We start from the raw sequence: 19,129 nt of genomic DNA, 5'->3' as shown, positions 1-19,129 counted from the left end.
AATAGTATGGCTATTCATTGGGTATTAATCCATAAATTCCAATGTTTTGGTCGACCAGTTATTGTCAAAGAAACCGCTTACTTTCATCTCCGGTAAACCCTTTAAGAGTAAGTCTGCTTTGAAAATCATTACATCAGGAAAACCCGTAATTCCAGAGATGTAGTTGTTGGCCCAAGTGGCTTTCATTCCTTTTTCTGAAGTTCCTGCCACAACACCTACCATTGCAGTAGGACTGTCTTTTCTCGGTACTACGAAATAAGCAGCCAAATCATCCCCTTTCAAGATTTTATCGTCCACTTTGACCTGTTGGTTGTCAATTTGAATCGGGGAATTTTTCAGCAAGAGTTTCCAAGCACTGTTGTTGGAGGCATTACCGTAAACCACCACATTTCTATCTTTGTATTTTTCCAATGAAAATTCTTTGTCTGAGATGACATCGATGCTTCCATTTCCTCTATAATAGAACGTCTCTGCGTCGAAACGGGCTCTGTTTTGGTACCATTCACGATCTGAAGTAGTACCTCCTGTAGCATAAACAAAAACCACATGGTTGTTAAAAGCAAGTTTGAAGCCTCCTTGACGTTCTGCGTATTTTTGTTGGGTATCGATTTGATTGATCAACGCCCATTTTCCGTCTTTTAAATTCAAAATAGCCTTTTTATCGGCGGTTGTTTTTAGGATTTGATCGTCGATGTTTAGGGTAATTTCTTCTTTTAATTCCAAAGAAGCGAGGTCTAGTTCCATTATAGCAACATTTACCGTTTTAACGATGATTTGCTGTTGTTCTAGTTTAGCATTGATATTAGAGAAATCAAACGGACGAATTTGTTGTTGTAGTTTGATCCAATAATCGGTTGAAGAAACCGCAGGAGTGGCCGTATGAAAATCAATGGCTTTAACTTCTTTGTTGGTCGGAATGGTTTGACGTTTGAAGAATTCAAAAATAGGGTGCCAATCTACAGAATGATCGCCATACCAATGTTCGCCACCAGGGTATTCGTAGTAGCAAAAATTAGAATGGAAAGTACCTAATAGTTGACGCATTTCTCTTACTTGTGAAATAGGCACAGTAGAATCGGCATCTCCATGAAGGATATAAACTCCAGACTGTTTTAGGTTTTGAATGAGGCTTTTCACACGTCCAGAATTTGCAGAGCGCTTGATCGATTCAAAAGCTTTGAAACTATCGTGCATTTCATCTCCTTTATCGGATCCGTAAGTGGAGATATCAGGATAAGAAGCGCAAGGAGCTATAGCGGCAAATTGATCAGGATAAGTAGTACCTAAAAACCAAGTGCCATGTCCACCCATGGAGTGACCTGTTAAATAGGTTTGTGCTGGGATGGTGTTAAATTGTCTTTTGGCATCAGCCAATACTTCTAAGGCATCGATTCTTCCCCAGTCTTCCCAATTGAAACCAAAGGGACGACGGTTGGTTGGAGCAACGATATGTGCCCAGTCTTTTTGTTTGTAAGCTCTTGCTTGGTTTCTAGCCTCTACTGAAGCACCGTGAACCGAAAGGATTAAGGCTTTTTGTCCCGTTCCCACTGCAGGGGCAACACTATAGTACTGTACACTGTTGTCGATTTTACTCACAAAGGTACGTTCATGATGAACCGTTGCAGCGCGTTGTTGAAGGGATACTTGTGTTTGGTCAATTACTTTTCCATTTTTGTCGCTAAGAATGATGTTCATCTTTAATTCACCAGTAAAATTCGCTTTGGCCGCTGGGATCTTGAATTTTACTTTTCTCACAAACAAAGGCATGATGGCATCAGTGGCATAAGCTGCGGTTTCTCCACTAGATAATTTTGTAGTAATCACTAGATTTTTCAACTCTTTTTCGGTAGCATTGATCACGCGAACTGCCGCCCATTTTTCATCTTTTTCACCATTGATCACGTCGGGTAGTGTCAAATCACGTTTGGTGAATTGAATGCTTTTCGAAGGAAGGATGATTTTTGATTTTACACGGCCAAAACGACCTTTGGTATACACAAATTCGTTGGCACCTTTTCGGAGTTTAAAAGGGATTAAGGTATAACCAAAATCATAATGATCGCCTTCATGTGGAAGACCGTTAATATAGGTGCGGGTCCCGCCTGTGGTTTCCAATAGCACAATTTGTTCCTTAGAAGCATTGTATTGTGTAAAAAGAAAAGCTGATCTCAGGTTTTTGGCGCTAAAATTTTTGGAGGAATCCGCAGTAATAGGCTGCCAGTCTCCTTGTTGTTTGTTGGGGTTGATAAATTTTCCAACGGCGTATTGCCAGGCGATAGGATCTTGCCCATTAAAAAGTGTTCCACTTCTTTTATCGGCTTCAAGGGTGTACCCGTTGATGAAATGGTAAAGCACATTTCCCTCAGCGGTAGTGATAATTTTTTCCTTTCCGAAATATTCTACGACATTTCCGGTAACCTTGGTTTGTGCTGTAGTAGTACACCATATAGTTAAGAAGAGTAGGAGAGCTTTGTTCATTTTTTTATGCTGTTATTTTAGTGTTCGAATAAAACTAAAAACGGTGGTGTTTTCTCAAATCAAGAAGTTATTTTTTACTCTAAAAGTATCCTATGCTTTGATTGATTTATGCGCCGATTTTGTCATATATTTCTTTTATAAAGTCGTCTTTTGATAGCTTGATTTAGAAGTTTTGTATTCAATTGAGTGAATTGCTTTTATCATAAACATTTTTTGTTATTTTTGTTTTTTGGGAATATCTAAAAGTATTGCTAAATCAATTTAGCAATTAGTTCAATTTTATCTATATTTAGCTATTAATTATCCTCACTATTCGTAAATGAAAATTGTCAAAACAAATATCGCTTCTTATACTAATTCCTCATTTTCGGTATTTTCCCGAGAAGAGTCGTTCTTTCAGTCACCGTTTCATTCGCATCCGGAGTTTGAGTTGGTTTATGTTTTAGAGAGCCATGGAAAGCGTATTATTGGGAATTCAGTAGAGTCGTTTGAGTCAGGAGACATGGTTTTTCTAGGTGATGATATACCGCATGTTTGGCTAAATGATGAAATTTTTTATAAAGGGATTAATAGTTTAAAAGCTAAAGCCATCGTTATTTATTTTAGTAGAGATCTTTTTGGTACTTCTTTTTATGAATTACCCGAGGCGCAAGAAGTCAAGAAGTTTTTCTCTCAGGCAGTGAAAGGAGTAGCTATTTCAGGAGCTACCAATGCCATGATTGCTAAGAAAATGGAAAAATTGCTCAAAAAGAAGGGTTTTGAAGTGGTAATGGGCTTGATGGAAATTTTGTTTTTGTTGTCTAAGAGTAAAGATTTGAGGTTTATCAATGATAATTCCTATATGTCGCTTAATGAAGATAATAAAAGTGATCGACTAGCAGAAGTTTTTAAATATGTGAAAGCCAATTACAAAGAGGAAATATCACTCGATGAAATTGCTAAAATTGCCAATTTAACGCCTACCTCTTTTTGTAGAATGTTTAAGGCTAAAACCAAGAAACCCTTTGTGGAATACCTCAATGAAATTAGAGTGTCAAATGCTTGTAAGTATTTAATAGAGACAGATTTAGGTATTTCGGAAATTGCCTATGAATGTGGGTATAAAACAGCTTCAAACTTCAATAAGTTGTTTAAAAAATTAATGGGAACTACTCCTAAAGAATATCGAAAAAAAGCGTTAGTGTAAAAGCTTTAGAGGACTGAATGCTTCGTTTCTAATTGTTTAGGTTGATTTAGTAAATTAAATAAGAATTTTAGATAGGGTAATTTTATGCTTTTTTTGTCAAATCTGTTGTGTTTTTTCTAAAAGAAGGGGAGATTGTTTTGAGTTGTTTAGATGAGCTAAGGGCTTTATTTTTTTTTAATTAATAAAATAATGTGCTAATAACTGTGTATCCTGTGTTTTTTTGTGATAAAAAATGTTAAGATAATAAATGCTTAATTAATGATAATTTTGAAGTAAGATAAACCTTTTTAATGCAATAATTTTATTTTTTGGAGATTGCGTCAAAATGCGTTGTCTTAAATTTAAAACGTTTTAGTGAATCTGTTGGCTTTGCTTGTATAGATAATATAATACGTTTTAAAAAAGATAGTGCTAGGAATACTAAAAAGAAAAAAAACAAAAGATGAGAAGGAGTATAAAAGTGGCTTTGTCGGTTTGCTGTTTTGCAGTAGGTGTGGTATCCCATGCACAGGGTGACGTCATGCCTGAGAACGAAAAAACTCCCGGCGATAGTTATGTAGGTCCAAAAGACAAAGCAGTAAAAGAAAATTTGGCCAAATGGCAGGATTACAAATTCGGTGTTTTGATTCATATGGGCTTGTACAGTCAATTGGGAATTTGTGAGTCTTGGGGATTAGCTCCAGAGGATTGGGTAACTCGCAACGGTTATGATGATTACGATTCTTTTGCCGCTGATTATCGCGGTGCTCGATTTAGTTTGAATCCCGTTAATTTGGATTCAGAAAAATGGGCAAAAATGTTCAAAAGCGCAGGAGCGAAGTATTTGATTTTTACTTCTAAACATCATGATGGCTTTTGTATGTATGATTCAAAATTCACTGATTTCAAAATCACGAACCCGAATTTACCCAATGCCAAAAATAAAAACCCTGACGTTTTAAAAAATGTCTTGGACGCTTCTCGAAAAGAGGGATTGTCGGTGGGGATTTACTTCTCGAAACCGGATTGGAGCTCTCAAGATTTTTGGTGGAAATACTATCCTCCAAAAGATAGAAATCCAAATTACGATATTAAAGCCTTTCCAGAAAGATGGAAAAATTTTGTTAAATTCACTCAAAATCAGTTAGATGAACTAACGAGTAACTACGGAAAAGTAGATGTGTTATGGCTTGATGGCGGTTGGGTTCGTCCGACAAGTACAGTTAAGGAAAGTGAAGGTAAAAAAGGACGTCAGAATCTGGATATTAATATGAAACTTATTGCTGAGACTGCGCGTAAAAAGCAACCTGGACTTATCGTTGTAGATCGTTGGGTTCCTGGTGATTATGAGGATTACCTGACTCCGGAGCGAAAAGTATTGGAGAAACCAATTCCAGAGCCCTGGGAAAGTTGTGTGACACTAGGTAACGACTGGGGATGGGTGCCGAACGATAAATACAAATCAGGTACAGAAGTGATTCAGTTGTTAACGGGAATCGTGTCTAAAGGTGGTAATCTATTGTTAGGTGTTGGTCCTGATGGAAAAGGGGACTTTGAACCAAAAGTGAAGCAAGCACTTGAAGAGGTAGGGAAATGGTTGGATATCAATGGTGAGGCTATTTATGCTACAAAACCAGTTGCTCCTTATTCAGAAGGTAACTTGTATTACACGGCTAAAGGAGAAAAAACGGTTTTTGGAATTTATCTTCCAGCGGCAAATCAAGCTGAACTACCTGCTGAAATTGTAATCAAAAACCAATTAAAAGGAAAATTGAATATTGCACTTTTGGGAAGTAATACGAAGTTAAGTTACAAAAAACGCAATGATGGAATCAGTATTAGTATTCCTAGTGCTTTGAGAAAAGAGTTGGCTAAAAAATCGGGAGTGGTCCTTAAAGTTAGTTCACAATAAACTGCATCAAGAAGAGATAATCAATAATTGTAGGGTGGTAACCCTAGTTTTAAATAAAATAATATGGTAACTCAAAAGTATTGTCTTGCATTAGATTTGGTTGAAGACCCAACATTAATGGCGGAATACAAAAAATATCACGAGAAGATTTGGCCGGAAATCACCGCAAGTATTAGCGATTCAGGAATTGAGAATTTGGAGATCTATTGCGTGGGTAACCGTATGTTTATGATTATTGAGGCCAATGAAACTTTTTCTTTTGAAAAAAAGGGAGAGATGGATGCTAATAATCCGACTGTTCAGAAATGGGAAGAGCTGATGTGGAAGTATCAGAAAGCATTGCCTGGAGCTAAAGAAGGAGAAAAATGGATGATGATGGATAAAATATTTGACTTGCATGAAAATAGATAGTCACCAGCATTTTTGGCAATATCATCCTGTAAAGGATGCTTGGATCAGTGAAGAAATGAAAGTGATCCAGCGTGATTTTTTACCGGCTGATTTGGAGCCTATATTGCGAGCCAATGAAGTGGAGGGCTGTGTGGCCGTTCAAGCCGATCAGAGTGAAGAAGAAACTCGTTTTCTTTTGGGTTTAGCCCAAGACAATACCTTTGTCAAAGGTGTAGTGGGTTGGGTTGACCTTTGTGCTCCCAACATTGAAGAACGTTTGGCGTTTTATAGCCAATACGATAAACTAAAAGGATTCAGGCATATTGTGCAAGGGGAGGCTGATCTTGATTTCCTGTTGAGAGAAAGTTTTCAAAATGGTATTTCGAAGTTGGCAAAATACAATTTCACCTATGACATTTTGATTTTCCCAAAACATTTGGAGAATGCAGCAAAATTAGTAGCGAAATTCCCTAAGCAAAAATTTGTAATTGATCATTTGGCCAAACCCGATTTTAAAACAATGGAGTTCGGTCAATGGGAAAAAGGGATCAGAGCGATAGCCAAATTCCCTAATGTGTGCTGCAAAGTGTCGGGTTTAGTAACTGAGGCCGATTGGAACAATTGGAAAACCAGTGATTTTACCTATTGTTTGGATGTAGTCACTGAGGTATTTGGAATGGATCGTTTATTATTTGGTAGCGATTGGCCAGTGAGTTTACTAGCGGCATCCTATGGAGAATCCTGTGAGCTAGTAGAAACGTATTTCTCGAAGTTTTCAGAAGCCGAGCAAGATCAGTTTTGGGGTAGTAATGCCGTGAATTTTTATCGCTTATAACAAAAACAAACTATTGGTCGAGTCAACCACGATCAAGGACATAATATAAATAACTAGCCAACTTAATTAGAATAGATGAATCTGAATTTAAAAGATAAAATAGTAATTGTAACCGGTGGAGCAAAAGGAATAGGTCTTGGAATCTGTAAAGTTTTGGCTGCCGAGGGAGCCATTCCTGTAATCATTGGAAGAGCCGATGCGGATAATCAAATCGCAGTAAAAGCCATAGAGGCTCAAGGTGGTAAAGCATTGTCAGTAGTGGCGGAATTAACCCATCCAGAAGCGTGTAAAAATGCAGTTGATCAGGTAGTGGCACAATGTGGTCGTATCGATGGATTAATCAATAATGCTGGTGTGAATGATGGTGTAGGTCTAGAAAGTGGAGATTACGATAAATTTATTGCGTCATTGCATAAAAATTTGGTGCACTATTATCTGATGGCGCAACACGCTTTGCCAGAGTTGAAAAAAACAAAGGGAGCTATTGTGAATATCGGTTCAAAAACAGCAGATACTGGCCAAGGGAATACGTCGGCTTATGCTGCTTCAAATGGTGGACGTAATGCCTTAACACGTGAATGGGCTGTTGAGTTATTGAAATACGGTATTCGTGTGAATTCAGTAATAGTGGCAGAATGTTACACACCTCTATACGATACTTGGATTAAAACACTTGAAAATCCAGAAGAAAAATTAAAAGAAATTACGGCTAAAATTCCGTTGGAAAATAGAATGACGACTGAGGAAGAGATTGCCAATATGGCCGTGTTTTTATTGTCCGACAGATCAAGTCATACAACTGGTCAGTTGATTTATGTTGATGGCGGTTATACGCATTTAGATCGTTCCTTGTAAAGTATAATTGAAACCTTTTATCCAATTAAAGATGAATTTATTTAAAGCTAATGTTATGCTGCTGTTGTTGTTTCTGATCACTTTTGGAGTGTCGGGACAGGTTGCTGATACTATTAAAGTAACGCAATTTGGAGTGAAAGCCAACAGTTATAACAATGCCAGTAAAGGAATTCGACTAGCATTAGAAAAATGTAAGGGCAAGCAGAATGTAGTGGTGCAATTACCAGGGGGTAGAATTGATTTGTGGCCGGAGGATGCCGCTAAAAAAGAGATTTACATTTCAAATTCGACGGAAAGTGATACACTATCAAAAGTGAAAAATATTGGCTTTTTGTTCGATCAGTTAAAAAATGTGACTTTAGATGGAAATAATACTTTGGTGGTATTACACGGAAAAATGGTATCGTTTGCTTTGTTTGATTGTCAAAATATAAGCCTTAAAAATCTGCAATTTGACTATGAGCGTCCTACGATGTCTGAGGTAACCATTAGTTCGGTGTCGCCAACAGCTATAGAGATGAAAGTTCATCCTGATTCTAGGTATTTTATAGAAAAAGAAAAAATAGGATTTTATGGAGAGGGATGGAAAAGTAATTCACATCACACCATTTCATTGGATAAGGTAAAAAATGTGATGCGTTATTCTTCATTTGCCCCTTTTTTAAAATCAAAGGCTAAGGAGCAAGGAAACAGAACCGTTTTGTTTGAAGGGGACTTTGCAAAAGCGAACTATAAGGTCGGTGATGTACTTTCTTTACGTGATACCTATAGAGATAATTGTGGTGGTTTTATCACCCTTAGTAAAGATATAGTATTGTCCAATATACAAATGAACTATATGCATGGATTGGGAATTGTTTCTCAATTTGCTGAAAATATAACCCTATCAAAAGTGGTAGTGGCTCCGCGCGAAGTATCTGGTCGAGTGATTGCTTCCTTTGCGGATTGTTTTCATTTTTCGGGTTGTAAAGGAAAAATTTTGGTAGACGGCTGTAGTACATCTGGTTCGCATGACGATCCAATTAACGTACACGGAACGCATTTGAAAATCAGTGAGTTTACCGCGGACAAAAAAATAAAAGTGCAATTCATGCACCATCAAACCTATGGGTTTGAAGCTTTTTTTGCAGGGGATAGTATAGGATTTGTTAATCCTCAAACCTTGCAGCCAGTTGGTTATGCAAGACTAAAATCAGCTAAATTAATTGGTTTAAAAGAGATGGAATTGGTTTTGGAGGGTGTAGTTTCAGATAAGGTCAAAGTAGGGGACGTGATTGAAAATCTGACCTGGACGCCTGAGGTGACTATTAAAAATTCAAGATTCGAACGTACAAATGCACGTGGTTTATTATTGACTACTCGTAGAAAAGTGTTAATTGAAAACAATACGTTTTACCACACTGGCATGCATGCTATTCTAATAGCAGATGACGCTTCGAGTTGGTTTGAATCCGGCGGGGTTACAGATGTAACGATTCGCAATAACGTCTTTGAAGAATGTGCCATCAATACAGGAACGGTCATCAATATTGCACCTGAGAATCATCAATTGGTGGATGGTTATTATGTTCATCGCAATATTCGAATCGAAAATAATACCTTCAAATCTTTTGATAAAACAATTTTATCAGCGCGTTCTACAGATGGTTTGTATTTTATAAACAATACCATAAATGGTTCTGATTTGTTTGCCCCAGGATCTAATGATAATGTATTTAGTCTTACGGCCTGCCAAAATGTAGTGATCAAGAAAAACAAGTTTAATACGGCTTGGTTACCTAAAATCACCACAGCTAATATGACCAAGCAGCAAATTAAAACAGATATAAAAGATTTGAATATTAAATAGCTCTAAAGAGAAGATAATACCGTTCGTTAGACGAACAAAACCCAAAAATTAAATAAAATGAATATGAACAAAAAAATGTTTTCACTGAACAATCGCCTTACTGTGGTAGTCTGTTTATTGATGGGATTGTCTGTGTTTGCACAGCAGGGACCTATTAAGAGAATGGGATCGAGTGACACCGAATCATTCGATGACAATTGGCTTTTTTCACGATTCGGGCTTCAAGCCGATGGACTCGTTAGAGAAGAACCAAAGAATTTAGAAGCTGTTTCAACTAATGAAACCAGTTGGGAAAAGTTAAACTTGCCTCATGACTGGGCTATCAAAGGGCCTTTTAGAATTGAATTAAGAGGGGAGACAGGAAAATTACCATGGAAAGGAATTGGTTGGTACCGTAAACACTTTAAAGTGCCTACGGAAGATGCAGGAAAGCAAATTTTTGTTGATTTTGATGGTGCGATGGCTAATGCCAAAGTGTATTTGAATGGACAGTATGTAGGGACTTGGCCTTATGGGTACAATTCTTTCCGTATGAATTTGACGCCATTTTTAAAATTTGGACAAGAAAATATCTTAGCGGTGCGTTTGGATACTGAAAATTGGGATTCCCGTTGGTATCCTGGTGCAGGAATCTACCGTCACGTTTGGTTGGTTAAAACTAATCCTGTGCACGTAGGACATTGGGGAACCTATGTAACGACTCCAAATATTACTAAAGAAGCAGCCAATGTAAGAGTATTGGTAAAAGTGGACAATGCTACTAATAAAACGATCAAAGCGGTAGTGAATACTGATTTGTACGAAATGGATATCAATGATATGCCTAAAAAGAAAGTAGGTTCTTTAAAGACGGCTACTGTTGAAATTAAAGCCAATGGGACTGAAGAAGCGGAAACGCATTCTATTTTAAAGAATCCTAAATTATGGGATCTTAAGACGCCTAATCGTTACGTAGCCCAAACTAAAATTAGTGTGGACGGAAAAGTAGTGGATACCTATAATACACCATTTGGTGTTCGTACCATTGAATTCACCGCTACAAATGGGTTTCTTTTGAATGGCAGAAAAGTGGAGATTTTTGGAACTTGTAACCACCACGATTTAGGAGCTTTAGGAGCGGCAATCAATACGTCAGCTTTGAAAAGACAATTGGTGATGCTTAAAGAAATGGGATGTAACTCTTTGCGTACTTCTCACAATCCTCCAGCACCTGAGTTATTGGAATTAGCCGATAAAATGGGATTCTTGGTTTGGGACGAAGCTTTTGATACTTGGAAAATTGGTAAGAAAAAATTAGATTATAATACCATTTTTGACCAGTGGCATGAAAAAGATTTAGTGGCTTTGGTTCACAGAGATCGCAACCATCCTTCGGTATTTATTTGGTCCATTGGAAATGAAGTTCCAGATCAACAAAACGTTGCTTTAACCAAACGTTTGGCCGATATTATGCGTAAAGCAGATCCAACGCGTCCCATTTCAAACGGCTATAATGATCCTGATGGGGGTAGAGCATCTGGTGCAGCTATGGCATTAGATATTATGGGAGTGAATTACTTTTTCGACCAACAACCTAAATGGGATTTAGATCCAAGGTATGCCAATAAACCGACGCTAGGAAGTGAAACTTCTTCAACAGTAAGTTCACGTGGAGAATATTTCTTTGATGATAAATACAACAAAACCACTTGGCAAATTTCGTCTTATGACGATGCGTTCCCAGGTTGGGGTTGTTCACCTGATACACAATTTCGTACCAACGCGAAGAATCCACGTTTATTAGGGGAATACGTTTGGACAGGTTTTGATTATTTAGGAGAACCTACCCCATACAATTCTGATGAGACGAATTTAATGAACTTTAGATCTGATCCTTCAAAACAAGCAGAATTGGAAGCGAAATTGGCGGAATTAACAAAAAGTAATCCACCTTCAAGAAGTAGTTATTTTGGAATTATTGATATAGCGGGTTTCAAAAAAGACCGTTTTTATAGTTATAAATCACATTGGTTGCCAGAGGTACCAACGGCGCATATCCTGCCACATTGGAATTGGAGTGAGCGTGTTGGAAAAGTGGTTCCCGTACATGTGTATACATCAGGAGACGAGGGTGAATTATTCTTAAACGGAAAAAGTCTTGGAAGAAAGAAAAAGGAAGCAGGTAAAGATTTCCGTTTGATGTGGGAAGATGTAGTGTATACACCTGGTGAACTAAAAGTGGTTTGTTATAAAAATGGAAAAAAATGGGCTACTGACATCGTGAAAACGACTGGAGCGGCAACCAAATTAAGTATGTCAGCGGATCGTACAGCAGTACTTTCTGACGATGTGGATTTGGTATTCGTAACAGTGGATATTGTTGACAATGCCGGATTATTGGTACCACGTTCTAATGAATTGGTTAAATTCTCAATTGAAGGAGCGGGAGAAATCGTGGCTACAGATAACGGAGATGCTACAAGTTTTGTTCCTTTTCAAAGTACAGAAAGACCTGCTTTTAATGGTAAAGTATTGGTAATTGTAAAAGCGAAAAAAGGACAAAAAGGGCAGTTTACAGTGAAAGCCGTAAGCGCTGGATTGGAATCGGCAGCGACGACAATCAAAATAAAATAAAGGATAAAAGAATAAAAAACAGATAATGATTAAAAAATTTATACTAGCGGCTTTATTGGTGGGAACATCCATAGCTGGAAGTGCACAGAACAAAATTGCGGCCAAAGACATCGCAGAAAAAATGAAATGGTTTGAAGATGCTAAATTAGGGATCTTCATTCACGCTGGAATTTATTCAGTTGCGGATGTTTCTGAGTCTTGGAGTTTTCACAATGGGAAAATTTCAGTTGAAGATTATATGAAACAACAAAAGAGTTATACCTTGAGTAAGTATGATCCTGCTGCTTGGGCGGATATGATCAAAGATTCAGGTGCAAAGTATGCAGTTATTACCACTAAACACCATGATGGTGTGGCGATGTACGACACAAAATTGGGTAAACTAAGTTCGGTAAAAACTACCCCTGCAAAGAAAGATATGGTAAAACCATTATTTGAAGAATTGCGTAAGCGTGACGTTAAATGTGGAGCTTATTTTTCATTGATTGACTGGACTCATAACGACTATCCTGGTTTCTTGAAAGACAAAGCACGTTATGATATCAAAAAAGAACCAGCTCGTTGGGAACGTTTCCAAAAGTTTTTCCAAGGACAAATCAAAGAAATCTCGGATTGGTACAATCCAGATTTATGGTGGTTTGATGGAGATTGGGAACACAGTGCAGAGGAGTGGCAAGCAGAAAAAACACGTAAAATGATGTTGGATAGAAATCCAAACACCATCATAAATGGTCGTTTGCAAGGTTATGGTGATTATGATACGCCAGAACAAAACTTTCCAATTGTTCGTCCAGCCTTTAAATGGTGGGAATTGTGTATGACCATGAATGAAAACTGGGGATACAGAGTGAGTGATAACAACTGGAAAACACCGTATGAAATCATCACTATTTTTGTAGATGCTGTTTCAAATGGAGGTAATTTATTGTTAGACATAGGACCAAAACCTGATGGAACTTATCCAGAAACAGTTGTTTCTACGCTTAAAGAATTAGGAGATTGGAACAGAAGAAACGGTGAAGGTATTTTTGGAACCGTTCCAGGTATTGAGCAAGGACATTTTTATGGACCAACAACTCTTTCCAAAGATTCTAAAACACTTTACTTATTTGTTCATGGAAAAACTTCTGGGCAAGTGATGGTAAAAGGTCTTGACAATAAAATCAAAGACATTACCGTATTGGGATCTAATGTAAAATTGACGCATAAAGTAGTAGGTAAAATCTCTTGGAGTGCAGTTCCAGGATTGGTTTATATCGACTTGCCAGAGAAAGCGATCGATAAATATGTGACTTGTATCAAAGTAACTTTGGATACACCAATCAAATTATACAGAGGGCAAGGTGGTTTCTTAACCAATTAATAAAAAGTAAGAAAATGCCATCTTCATTTAGAGATGGCATTTTTTATGGCATTTTATTCAATCGATTTAGTAAAACAGTTTAGTTGATTTGCAAAAGTAATTACGATGCAAATTTCCTTCGATCAAAAAACAAAATCCAGTAGAAAATAGGCAATATGAAAAAATCAATTTTAATAATTACACTCTCTTTTTTACCTTTTTTAGGCAATAGTCAAGGGAAAAGCAAATCAGAGGCACCAAAAGTGAATGAGGTAATTGTGGTTTTTAAAACCCATTTTGATATAGGATATACGGATTGGTCGGATAATGTACGGTACAATTATGCCAATTCGATGATTACAAGTGCTTTGAATACGGTAGAAAAATCCAAAAATTTGCCAAAAGAGCAACAGTTCAAATGGACAGTTTCCGGTTGGCCAATGAAAGAAATACTCTTAAAAGCAAAACCTGATGTAAAGAAAAGAGTGGAACAAGCCATCAAAGACGGCAATCTTTTTGTTCACGCTTTACCCTTTTCTATTGAAACAGAATCTTATGATCTAGAGCCATTAGTGCAGTCACTAGGCTATTCTTCTAAAATACACCGAGAATTAGGATTGCCCTTGGCAATAGACGCTAAAATGTCTGATGTGCCGAGCCATTCATGGACTTTGCCGACCATTTTAAATAATGCTGGCGTCAAATTCTTGCACATTGGTTGTAATCCTGCTTCGATGTCACCTCAGATTCCAATGTTATTCTGGTGGCAAGGACCGGATAATTCAAAATTGATGACCTTCTATTTTGGAGAGTATTATGGCACCAGTCCTGCTCCTCCAAAGGAGTGGAAACACAAAACGTGGTTGGCTCTTATTCAAACCAATGACAATTCAGGTGCGCCTACTTATGAAGACTATAGAGAAACTTTAAAAAATATTGAAAAACAGAACCCTGGTGCAAAAGTTCGAGTGGGAAGCATGGCTGATTTTTATAACGCCATCATCAAAGAAAATCCTAAATTAACCACTATAAAAGGGGACATGCCCGATACGTGGATTCATGGGTATATGTCTATGCCACGTGAAATAAAATCCAGTCGAGCTTTGAGTAAATCAACATTGAATTTGGAGGCTTTTAGTACGGAGTCGGCCATTTGGGGAAGAAAACCCGAAGAAGCCATTCATTCCATTGTGGATGAATCCTTGGACAATCTGAATCTTTTCGATGAGCATACTTGGGGAGTGTCGATGAGTCATGGGAATTCAGGGTATTGGGCTTATGGTAATGAATTTGAAAAATTACGAGCTAAAGGATATTATGATTTTATTGAGTATTCCTGGAAAGAAAAAGGTAATTATGTACGAGCCGCTGAGAAATTAGTACTTCCGACTTTAAACAGAGAAATCAAACGTTTGGCAACGGCGGTTAATGTAGAAGGGGATCGTATCGTGGTGTATAATCCCTTACCATGGGAGCGCAACGATAGGGTGACCATTCAAACGGCAACAAAGCTGAAAAAAGCGTTGAAGAATCTCGCTACTGGAGAAATTGTTCCGATTATCAAAAACAAAAACATTTTAGAATTTCAAGCCAATCACATTCCTGCGATGGGATATACCACTTTTGTTCCGACCGATGAGCAAGCTGTAGAGAGTAATTCTACTGTTTCCTTTGACGCCGAGAAAGCACAGATGGAGAATGCTTTTTTTAAAATCATCTTCGACAAGCAAAACGGAACTATTGTTTCTTTACGGGATAAAAAGGCCAATAAAGAAATGGTGGATGCAAATTCAGAATACAAATTTGGTCAATACCTTAACGAACGATTTGCCAAAACCCAAACCGATAAATATGCCAAGGATTATATAAAAGCGGGTTGGAATTGGGCGTATGCAGAGTTGGGACGAATCAATTTGGACGATAATCCATACAAGAGGTCTTCAGGGAAAAACGCGACCATTACCTTTTCAAAAGATGCTTTGTCTGTGACGGCGGTGATGAGCTTCAAAGGAGATTCGGATTTCAATCATAACTATTCGATGGTTTTTACTTTGTTTGAAAACAAACCAATGGTAGAAGTGATATGGAGTATCAATGGAAAACCTGCGGAATCTTGGCCAGAAGGAGGTTGGATCAGCTTTCCTTTTAATATCGAAAACACACAGTTTAAATTAGGCCGCTTGGGCGCTGTGATTGATCCTGTGAAAGATATCGTAAAAGGTTCTAATTTGGATTACGGTTTTATCACGACCGGGGTTGGCGTTGTAAACAAGAACAATCAAGGTTATGGAATCACTTCGCCTGATGTGGCTGGAGTGAGTTTGGACCGACCAGGACTATGGAGATATTCCACTGATTTTGTACCGCAAAAAGCAAATGTCTTTTTCAATTTATACAACAACCAATGGAGTACCAATTTTACGGAATGGGTGGAAGGATCTTGGAATGCTAAATTCTATATCTGGAGTATTGAAAAATATAGCAATGTAAATGCGATAGTAATGCCTTCGGAGGAGATTAGAAATCCTTTGATGGGAGAATACACGGGCGGAGCTGCGGGCAATCAGGCACCAACGGCGAAAGGCGTTTCCGTATCAGAAAAAGGTGTTTTGGTTACTTTCTTTGGTAAGAACAGAGATGGTGAAGGAGATTTGATTCGCCTATGGGAACAAAACGGAACAGACCAAACTTGTACGGTGACTTTGCCAGAAGGCAGTGTCTTTAAAACGGCGCAATTTTGCAATTTGAGAGGGGAAGAAAAAGGGGCCATATTGCCGATTTCGAACCGATTGATTCAAGTGAAATTAAAAGCCAATCAACCTGTTTCTTTGATATTGAAATAGGCTAATTGGATAACAAATACAAAGGGCAAGTAGCTGTTGCTTTTGTTGGGAGTGTCGGTCTTCTTTTTCGATGCGCTTAAACCAAAGCCAGTGCTGGTTTTAAACTTATAAAATAATGCCTTTAGGGCATGCAAAATTACCATGATAAACAAAAAAACACTTTTAATCGGTTTGTTTTTAGGAGCTCAGACCTTGTTTTCCCAAAACATACCTCCATATAAGAATCCAAAATTATCAGTTGATCAGCGTGTTAGCGATCTATTGTCTCGTATGACGGTGGAGGAGAAGTTTTGGCAGATGTTCATGATTCCTGGGGATTTGTCCGATGGGGCAGGAAACTACACTAATGGAATCTTCGGTTTTCAAGTCAGTGCAAAAGGTAGCTCTGATGCAGCCAACCAAATTTTGGATTACAGTGCGGCCAGCAATGCTAAGGAAACAGTAAAATTGATCAATAAAATCCAAAAGCATTTTGTAGAAAAAACGCGATTGGGTATTCCGATTATCGCTTTTGATGAAGCTTTGCACGGCTTGGTTAGAGACGGTGCTACCGCTTTTCCTCAATCAATTTCATTGGCAGCGACCTTTGATCCTGGTTTGATGAAAAGGGTTTCTACTGCCATTGCAATGGAATCAAAAAGTCGTGGAATTCGTCAGATTTTATCACCAGTGGTCAATTTGGCTTCTGATGTTCGTTGGGGACGTGTAGAAGAGACCTATGGAGAAGATCCTTTTCTTTCTTCAAAGATGGGGGTGGCTTATGTATCGTCCTTTGAAGAAAGAGGCGTGATTACCACTCCTAAACACTTCCTTGCCAATAGTGGAGATGGAGGACGTGATAGTTATCCTATTGATTATAACGAACGTTATTTAGAAGAATACCAATTTCCTCCTTTTAGGGCTTGCTTTGAACAAGGGGGAAGTCGCAGTGTGATGACGTCATACAATACCGTAAATGGTAGCCCAGCTACGGCCAATGATTGGTTGTTGAATAAAAAGCTGAAGGGTGAAATGAATTTTAAAGGATTTATTATCTCGGATGCCAATGCTGTTGGAGGAGGAAATGTGTTGCATTATACCGCCAAAGACTATCCAGAATCAAGTGCCAATGCCATCAACAATGGTTTGGATGTGATTTTCCAAACGGCTTACGACCACTACAAATTGTTTCAACCGCCTTTTTTAGATGGAAGAATAGATATGAAAAATATCGACGAATCGGTGTCGAGAGTTTTGCGATTGAAGTTCGAATTGGGATTGTTTGAGCATCCGTATGCGGATGAAAAAGAAACCAATAAGTGGAACGGAAATCCAGCACACAAACTACTATCTAGAGAAGCAGCAGAAAAAGGAATGGTGTTATTGAAAAATGACAAGCAGGTTTTACCGCTAAAAAAATCGATTCAATCCATTGCTTTAATTGGAAATGATATTACAGAAGCACGATTAGGTGGGTATAGTGGACCGGGTAACGGAAAAGTAAACATGCTTGAAGGAATCAAGGCCAAGTTAGGAAAATCGGTGACCATTAACTTAGCGGAAGGTGTAGCTAGAAAAAATACGGAATATACCACAGTTCCCACAGCTAATTTATCGAGTATGGCTAATGGACAAAAAGTGAACGGCTTGTCTGCGGAATATTTCAACAATGTGCAATTAAGCGGTACGCCAGCGGTGACCAGAGTAGATCAGGCCATTAGTTTTGATTGGACGTTGTATTCTCCAGATCAGGAAAAAATCAATTACGATTTTTATTCCGCTAAATGGACTGGGAAAATCAAATCGCCGGTAACGGGAACCTATAAAATTGGTTTCGAAGGTAATGATGGGTATCGTTTGTATTTGAACGGAAAGCTCATTATAGACCATTGGAAAACCCAAACCTATGCTACTAAGCTGGTTGATTTTAATTTCGAAAAAGATAAAGAATATGATATCAAAGTGGAGTTTTTCGAATCTCAAGGCTACGCCAAATTCAAACTGGTTTGGAATGTAGGGGTAAATAACGATTGGCAAAATAAGATTGATGAGGCCGTAGCTGCTGCTCAAAAATCAGAGGTAGCGGTAATAGCTGCAGGGATAGAGGAAGGGGAGTTCAATGATAGAGCTTATTTAGGACTGTTGGGGCATCAAGAAGAATTGATCAATGCTGTGGCTGCAACGGGAAAACCTGTAGTGGTGGTATTGGTTGGAGGAAGCGCTATCACCATGGACAAATGGATCAACAATGTACCTTCGATTTTAGATGTATGGTATCCAGGAGAAGATGGAGGTCATGCTGTAGCTAATATTTTATTTGGTGACAGAAATCCAGCAGGACGTTTACCGATTACTTTCCCTGTTTTTGAAGGACAATTACCCTTGGTGTACAACCACAAACCAACAGGACGTTCGGATGATTATACGAATTTAAACGGTGCGCCTTTATTTCCTTTTGGATACGGATTGAGCTATTCTACTTTTGAATATAGCAATATGCGATTGGACCAAAAGAAAATTGGAAAAGCGCAAACAACCAAAGTGTATTGTACGATAAAGAATACCAGTAGTGTGGATGGAGATGAAGTGGTTCAGTTGTATGTAAGAGATGTTTTGGCTTCTATTGCACAACCGATTAAACAAATGAAAGGCTTTGAGAGAATTTCGCTCAAAGCGGGTGAATCAAAAGAGGTTTCTTTTGAGATCAATCACGAAACCTTGAAAATGTTGAATGAGGACATGAAATGGGTGGTGGAACCAGGGGATTTTAGAATCATGATTGGAGCTTCGTCTAGAGATATCCGATTGAGAGATATTCTCACCGTTACCAACTAAGACCAAAACCAAAGAACCAATCCAAACTAAAAA

Annotated in this window: 11 protein-coding genes; 10 read left to right on the top strand and 1 reads right to left on the bottom strand. The window is 38.1% G+C overall.

Features of this window, described 5'->3' with window-relative positions; genetic code table 11:
* Positions 1 to 24 precede the first annotated feature (24 nt).
* The gene (locus AC51AA_RS04895; RefSeq protein ID WP_500704611.1) at positions 25 to 2,478 is read right to left on the bottom strand and encodes a carboxylesterase family protein; all 2,454 of its coding nucleotides are present in this window, start codon (positions 2,476 to 2,478) and stop codon (positions 25 to 27) included.
* A gap of 319 nt (positions 2,479 to 2,797) precedes the next feature.
* On the opposite strand from AC51AA_RS04895, the gene AC51AA_RS04890 reads away from it, so the two are divergent.
* The 10 genes from AC51AA_RS04890 to AC51AA_RS04845 all read left to right on the top strand — a co-directional run bounded on the left by AC51AA_RS04890 (position 2,798) and on the right by AC51AA_RS04845 (position 19,096).
* Positions 2,798 to 3,664, top strand: coding sequence for an AraC family transcriptional regulator (locus tag AC51AA_RS04890; RefSeq protein ID WP_500704610.1), 867 nt, complete (start codon positions 2,798 to 2,800; stop codon positions 3,662 to 3,664).
* Between the two features lie 442 nt (positions 3,665 to 4,106).
* Positions 4,107 to 5,555 carry an alpha-L-fucosidase gene (locus tag AC51AA_RS04885; RefSeq protein WP_500704609.1) on the top strand — a complete coding sequence of 483 codons (1,449 nt, stop codon included), beginning with the start codon at positions 4,107 to 4,109 and terminating at the stop codon, positions 5,553 to 5,555.
* Between the two features lie 63 nt (positions 5,556 to 5,618).
* On the top strand, positions 5,619 to 5,966 hold the full coding sequence (locus tag AC51AA_RS04880; protein WP_500704608.1) for an L-rhamnose mutarotase: 348 nt from the start codon (positions 5,619 to 5,621) through the stop codon (positions 5,964 to 5,966).
* Positions 5,953 to 6,780, top strand: a complete 828-nt coding sequence (locus AC51AA_RS04875; protein WP_500704607.1) for an amidohydrolase family protein — start codon at positions 5,953 to 5,955, stop codon at positions 6,778 to 6,780. Before AC51AA_RS04880 ends, AC51AA_RS04875 begins: the two co-directional genes overlap by 14 nt.
* A 75-nt stretch (positions 6,781 to 6,855) precedes the next feature.
* The gene (locus AC51AA_RS04870; protein ID WP_500704606.1) at positions 6,856 to 7,635 is read left to right on the top strand and encodes an L-fucose dehydrogenase; all 780 of its coding nucleotides are present in this window, start codon (positions 6,856 to 6,858) and stop codon (positions 7,633 to 7,635) included.
* A 31-nt stretch (positions 7,636 to 7,666) separates the two neighbouring features.
* A complete protein-coding gene (locus tag AC51AA_RS04865; protein ID WP_500704605.1) occupies positions 7,667 to 9,484 on the top strand; it encodes a right-handed parallel beta-helix repeat-containing protein in 1,818 nt (605 codons plus the stop codon).
* Positions 9,485 to 9,541: 57 nt separating this feature from the next.
* The gene (galB, locus tag AC51AA_RS04860; protein WP_500704604.1) at positions 9,542 to 12,097 is read left to right on the top strand and encodes a beta-galactosidase GalB; all 2,556 of its coding nucleotides are present in this window, start codon (positions 9,542 to 9,544) and stop codon (positions 12,095 to 12,097) included.
* A gap of 25 nt (positions 12,098 to 12,122) precedes the next feature.
* Entirely contained in the window at positions 12,123 to 13,460 is a 1,338-nt protein-coding gene (locus tag AC51AA_RS04855; protein WP_500704603.1) for an alpha-L-fucosidase, read from the top strand.
* Between the two features lie 155 nt (positions 13,461 to 13,615).
* Positions 13,616 to 16,282: a glycoside hydrolase family 38 N-terminal domain-containing protein gene (locus AC51AA_RS04850; protein WP_500704602.1), complete on the top strand. Its 2,667-nt coding sequence runs from the start codon at positions 13,616 to 13,618 to the stop codon at positions 16,280 to 16,282.
* 141 nt (positions 16,283 to 16,423) lie between these two features.
* Entirely contained in the window at positions 16,424 to 19,096 is a 2,673-nt protein-coding gene (locus tag AC51AA_RS04845) for a glycoside hydrolase family 3 protein (RefSeq protein WP_500704601.1), read from the top strand.
* The last annotated feature ends 33 nt before the right edge of the window (positions 19,097 to 19,129 follow it).

Source organism: Flavobacterium sp. OHVDL-2026-0007 (assembly GCF_059882335.1).
The sequence above is the reverse complement of the archived record's forward strand: the minus strand, read 5'-3'. Positions and strand labels throughout refer to the sequence as shown.

Coding starts and splice junctions, on each gene's coding strand:
- AC51AA_RS04880 (WP_500704608.1), top strand. CDS start 5,619: ATGGTAACTCAAAAGTATTGTCTTGCATTAGATTTGGTTGAAGACCCA.
- AC51AA_RS04895 (WP_500704611.1), bottom strand. CDS start 2,478: ATGAACAAAGCTCTCCTACTCTTCTTAACTATATGGTGTACTACTACA.
- AC51AA_RS04865 (WP_500704605.1), top strand. CDS start 7,667: ATGAATTTATTTAAAGCTAATGTTATGCTGCTGTTGTTGTTTCTGATC.
- galB (WP_500704604.1), top strand. CDS start 9,542: ATGAATATGAACAAAAAAATGTTTTCACTGAACAATCGCCTTACTGTG.
- AC51AA_RS04875 (WP_500704607.1), top strand. CDS start 5,953: ATGAAAATAGATAGTCACCAGCATTTTTGGCAATATCATCCTGTAAAG.
- AC51AA_RS04890 (WP_500704610.1), top strand. CDS start 2,798: ATGAAAATTGTCAAAACAAATATCGCTTCTTATACTAATTCCTCATTT.
- AC51AA_RS04845 (WP_500704601.1), top strand. CDS start 16,424: ATGATAAACAAAAAAACACTTTTAATCGGTTTGTTTTTAGGAGCTCAG.
- AC51AA_RS04850 (WP_500704602.1), top strand. CDS start 13,616: ATGAAAAAATCAATTTTAATAATTACACTCTCTTTTTTACCTTTTTTA.
- AC51AA_RS04855 (WP_500704603.1), top strand. CDS start 12,123: ATGATTAAAAAATTTATACTAGCGGCTTTATTGGTGGGAACATCCATA.
- AC51AA_RS04870 (WP_500704606.1), top strand. CDS start 6,856: ATGAATCTGAATTTAAAAGATAAAATAGTAATTGTAACCGGTGGAGCA.
- AC51AA_RS04885 (WP_500704609.1), top strand. CDS start 4,107: ATGAGAAGGAGTATAAAAGTGGCTTTGTCGGTTTGCTGTTTTGCAGTA.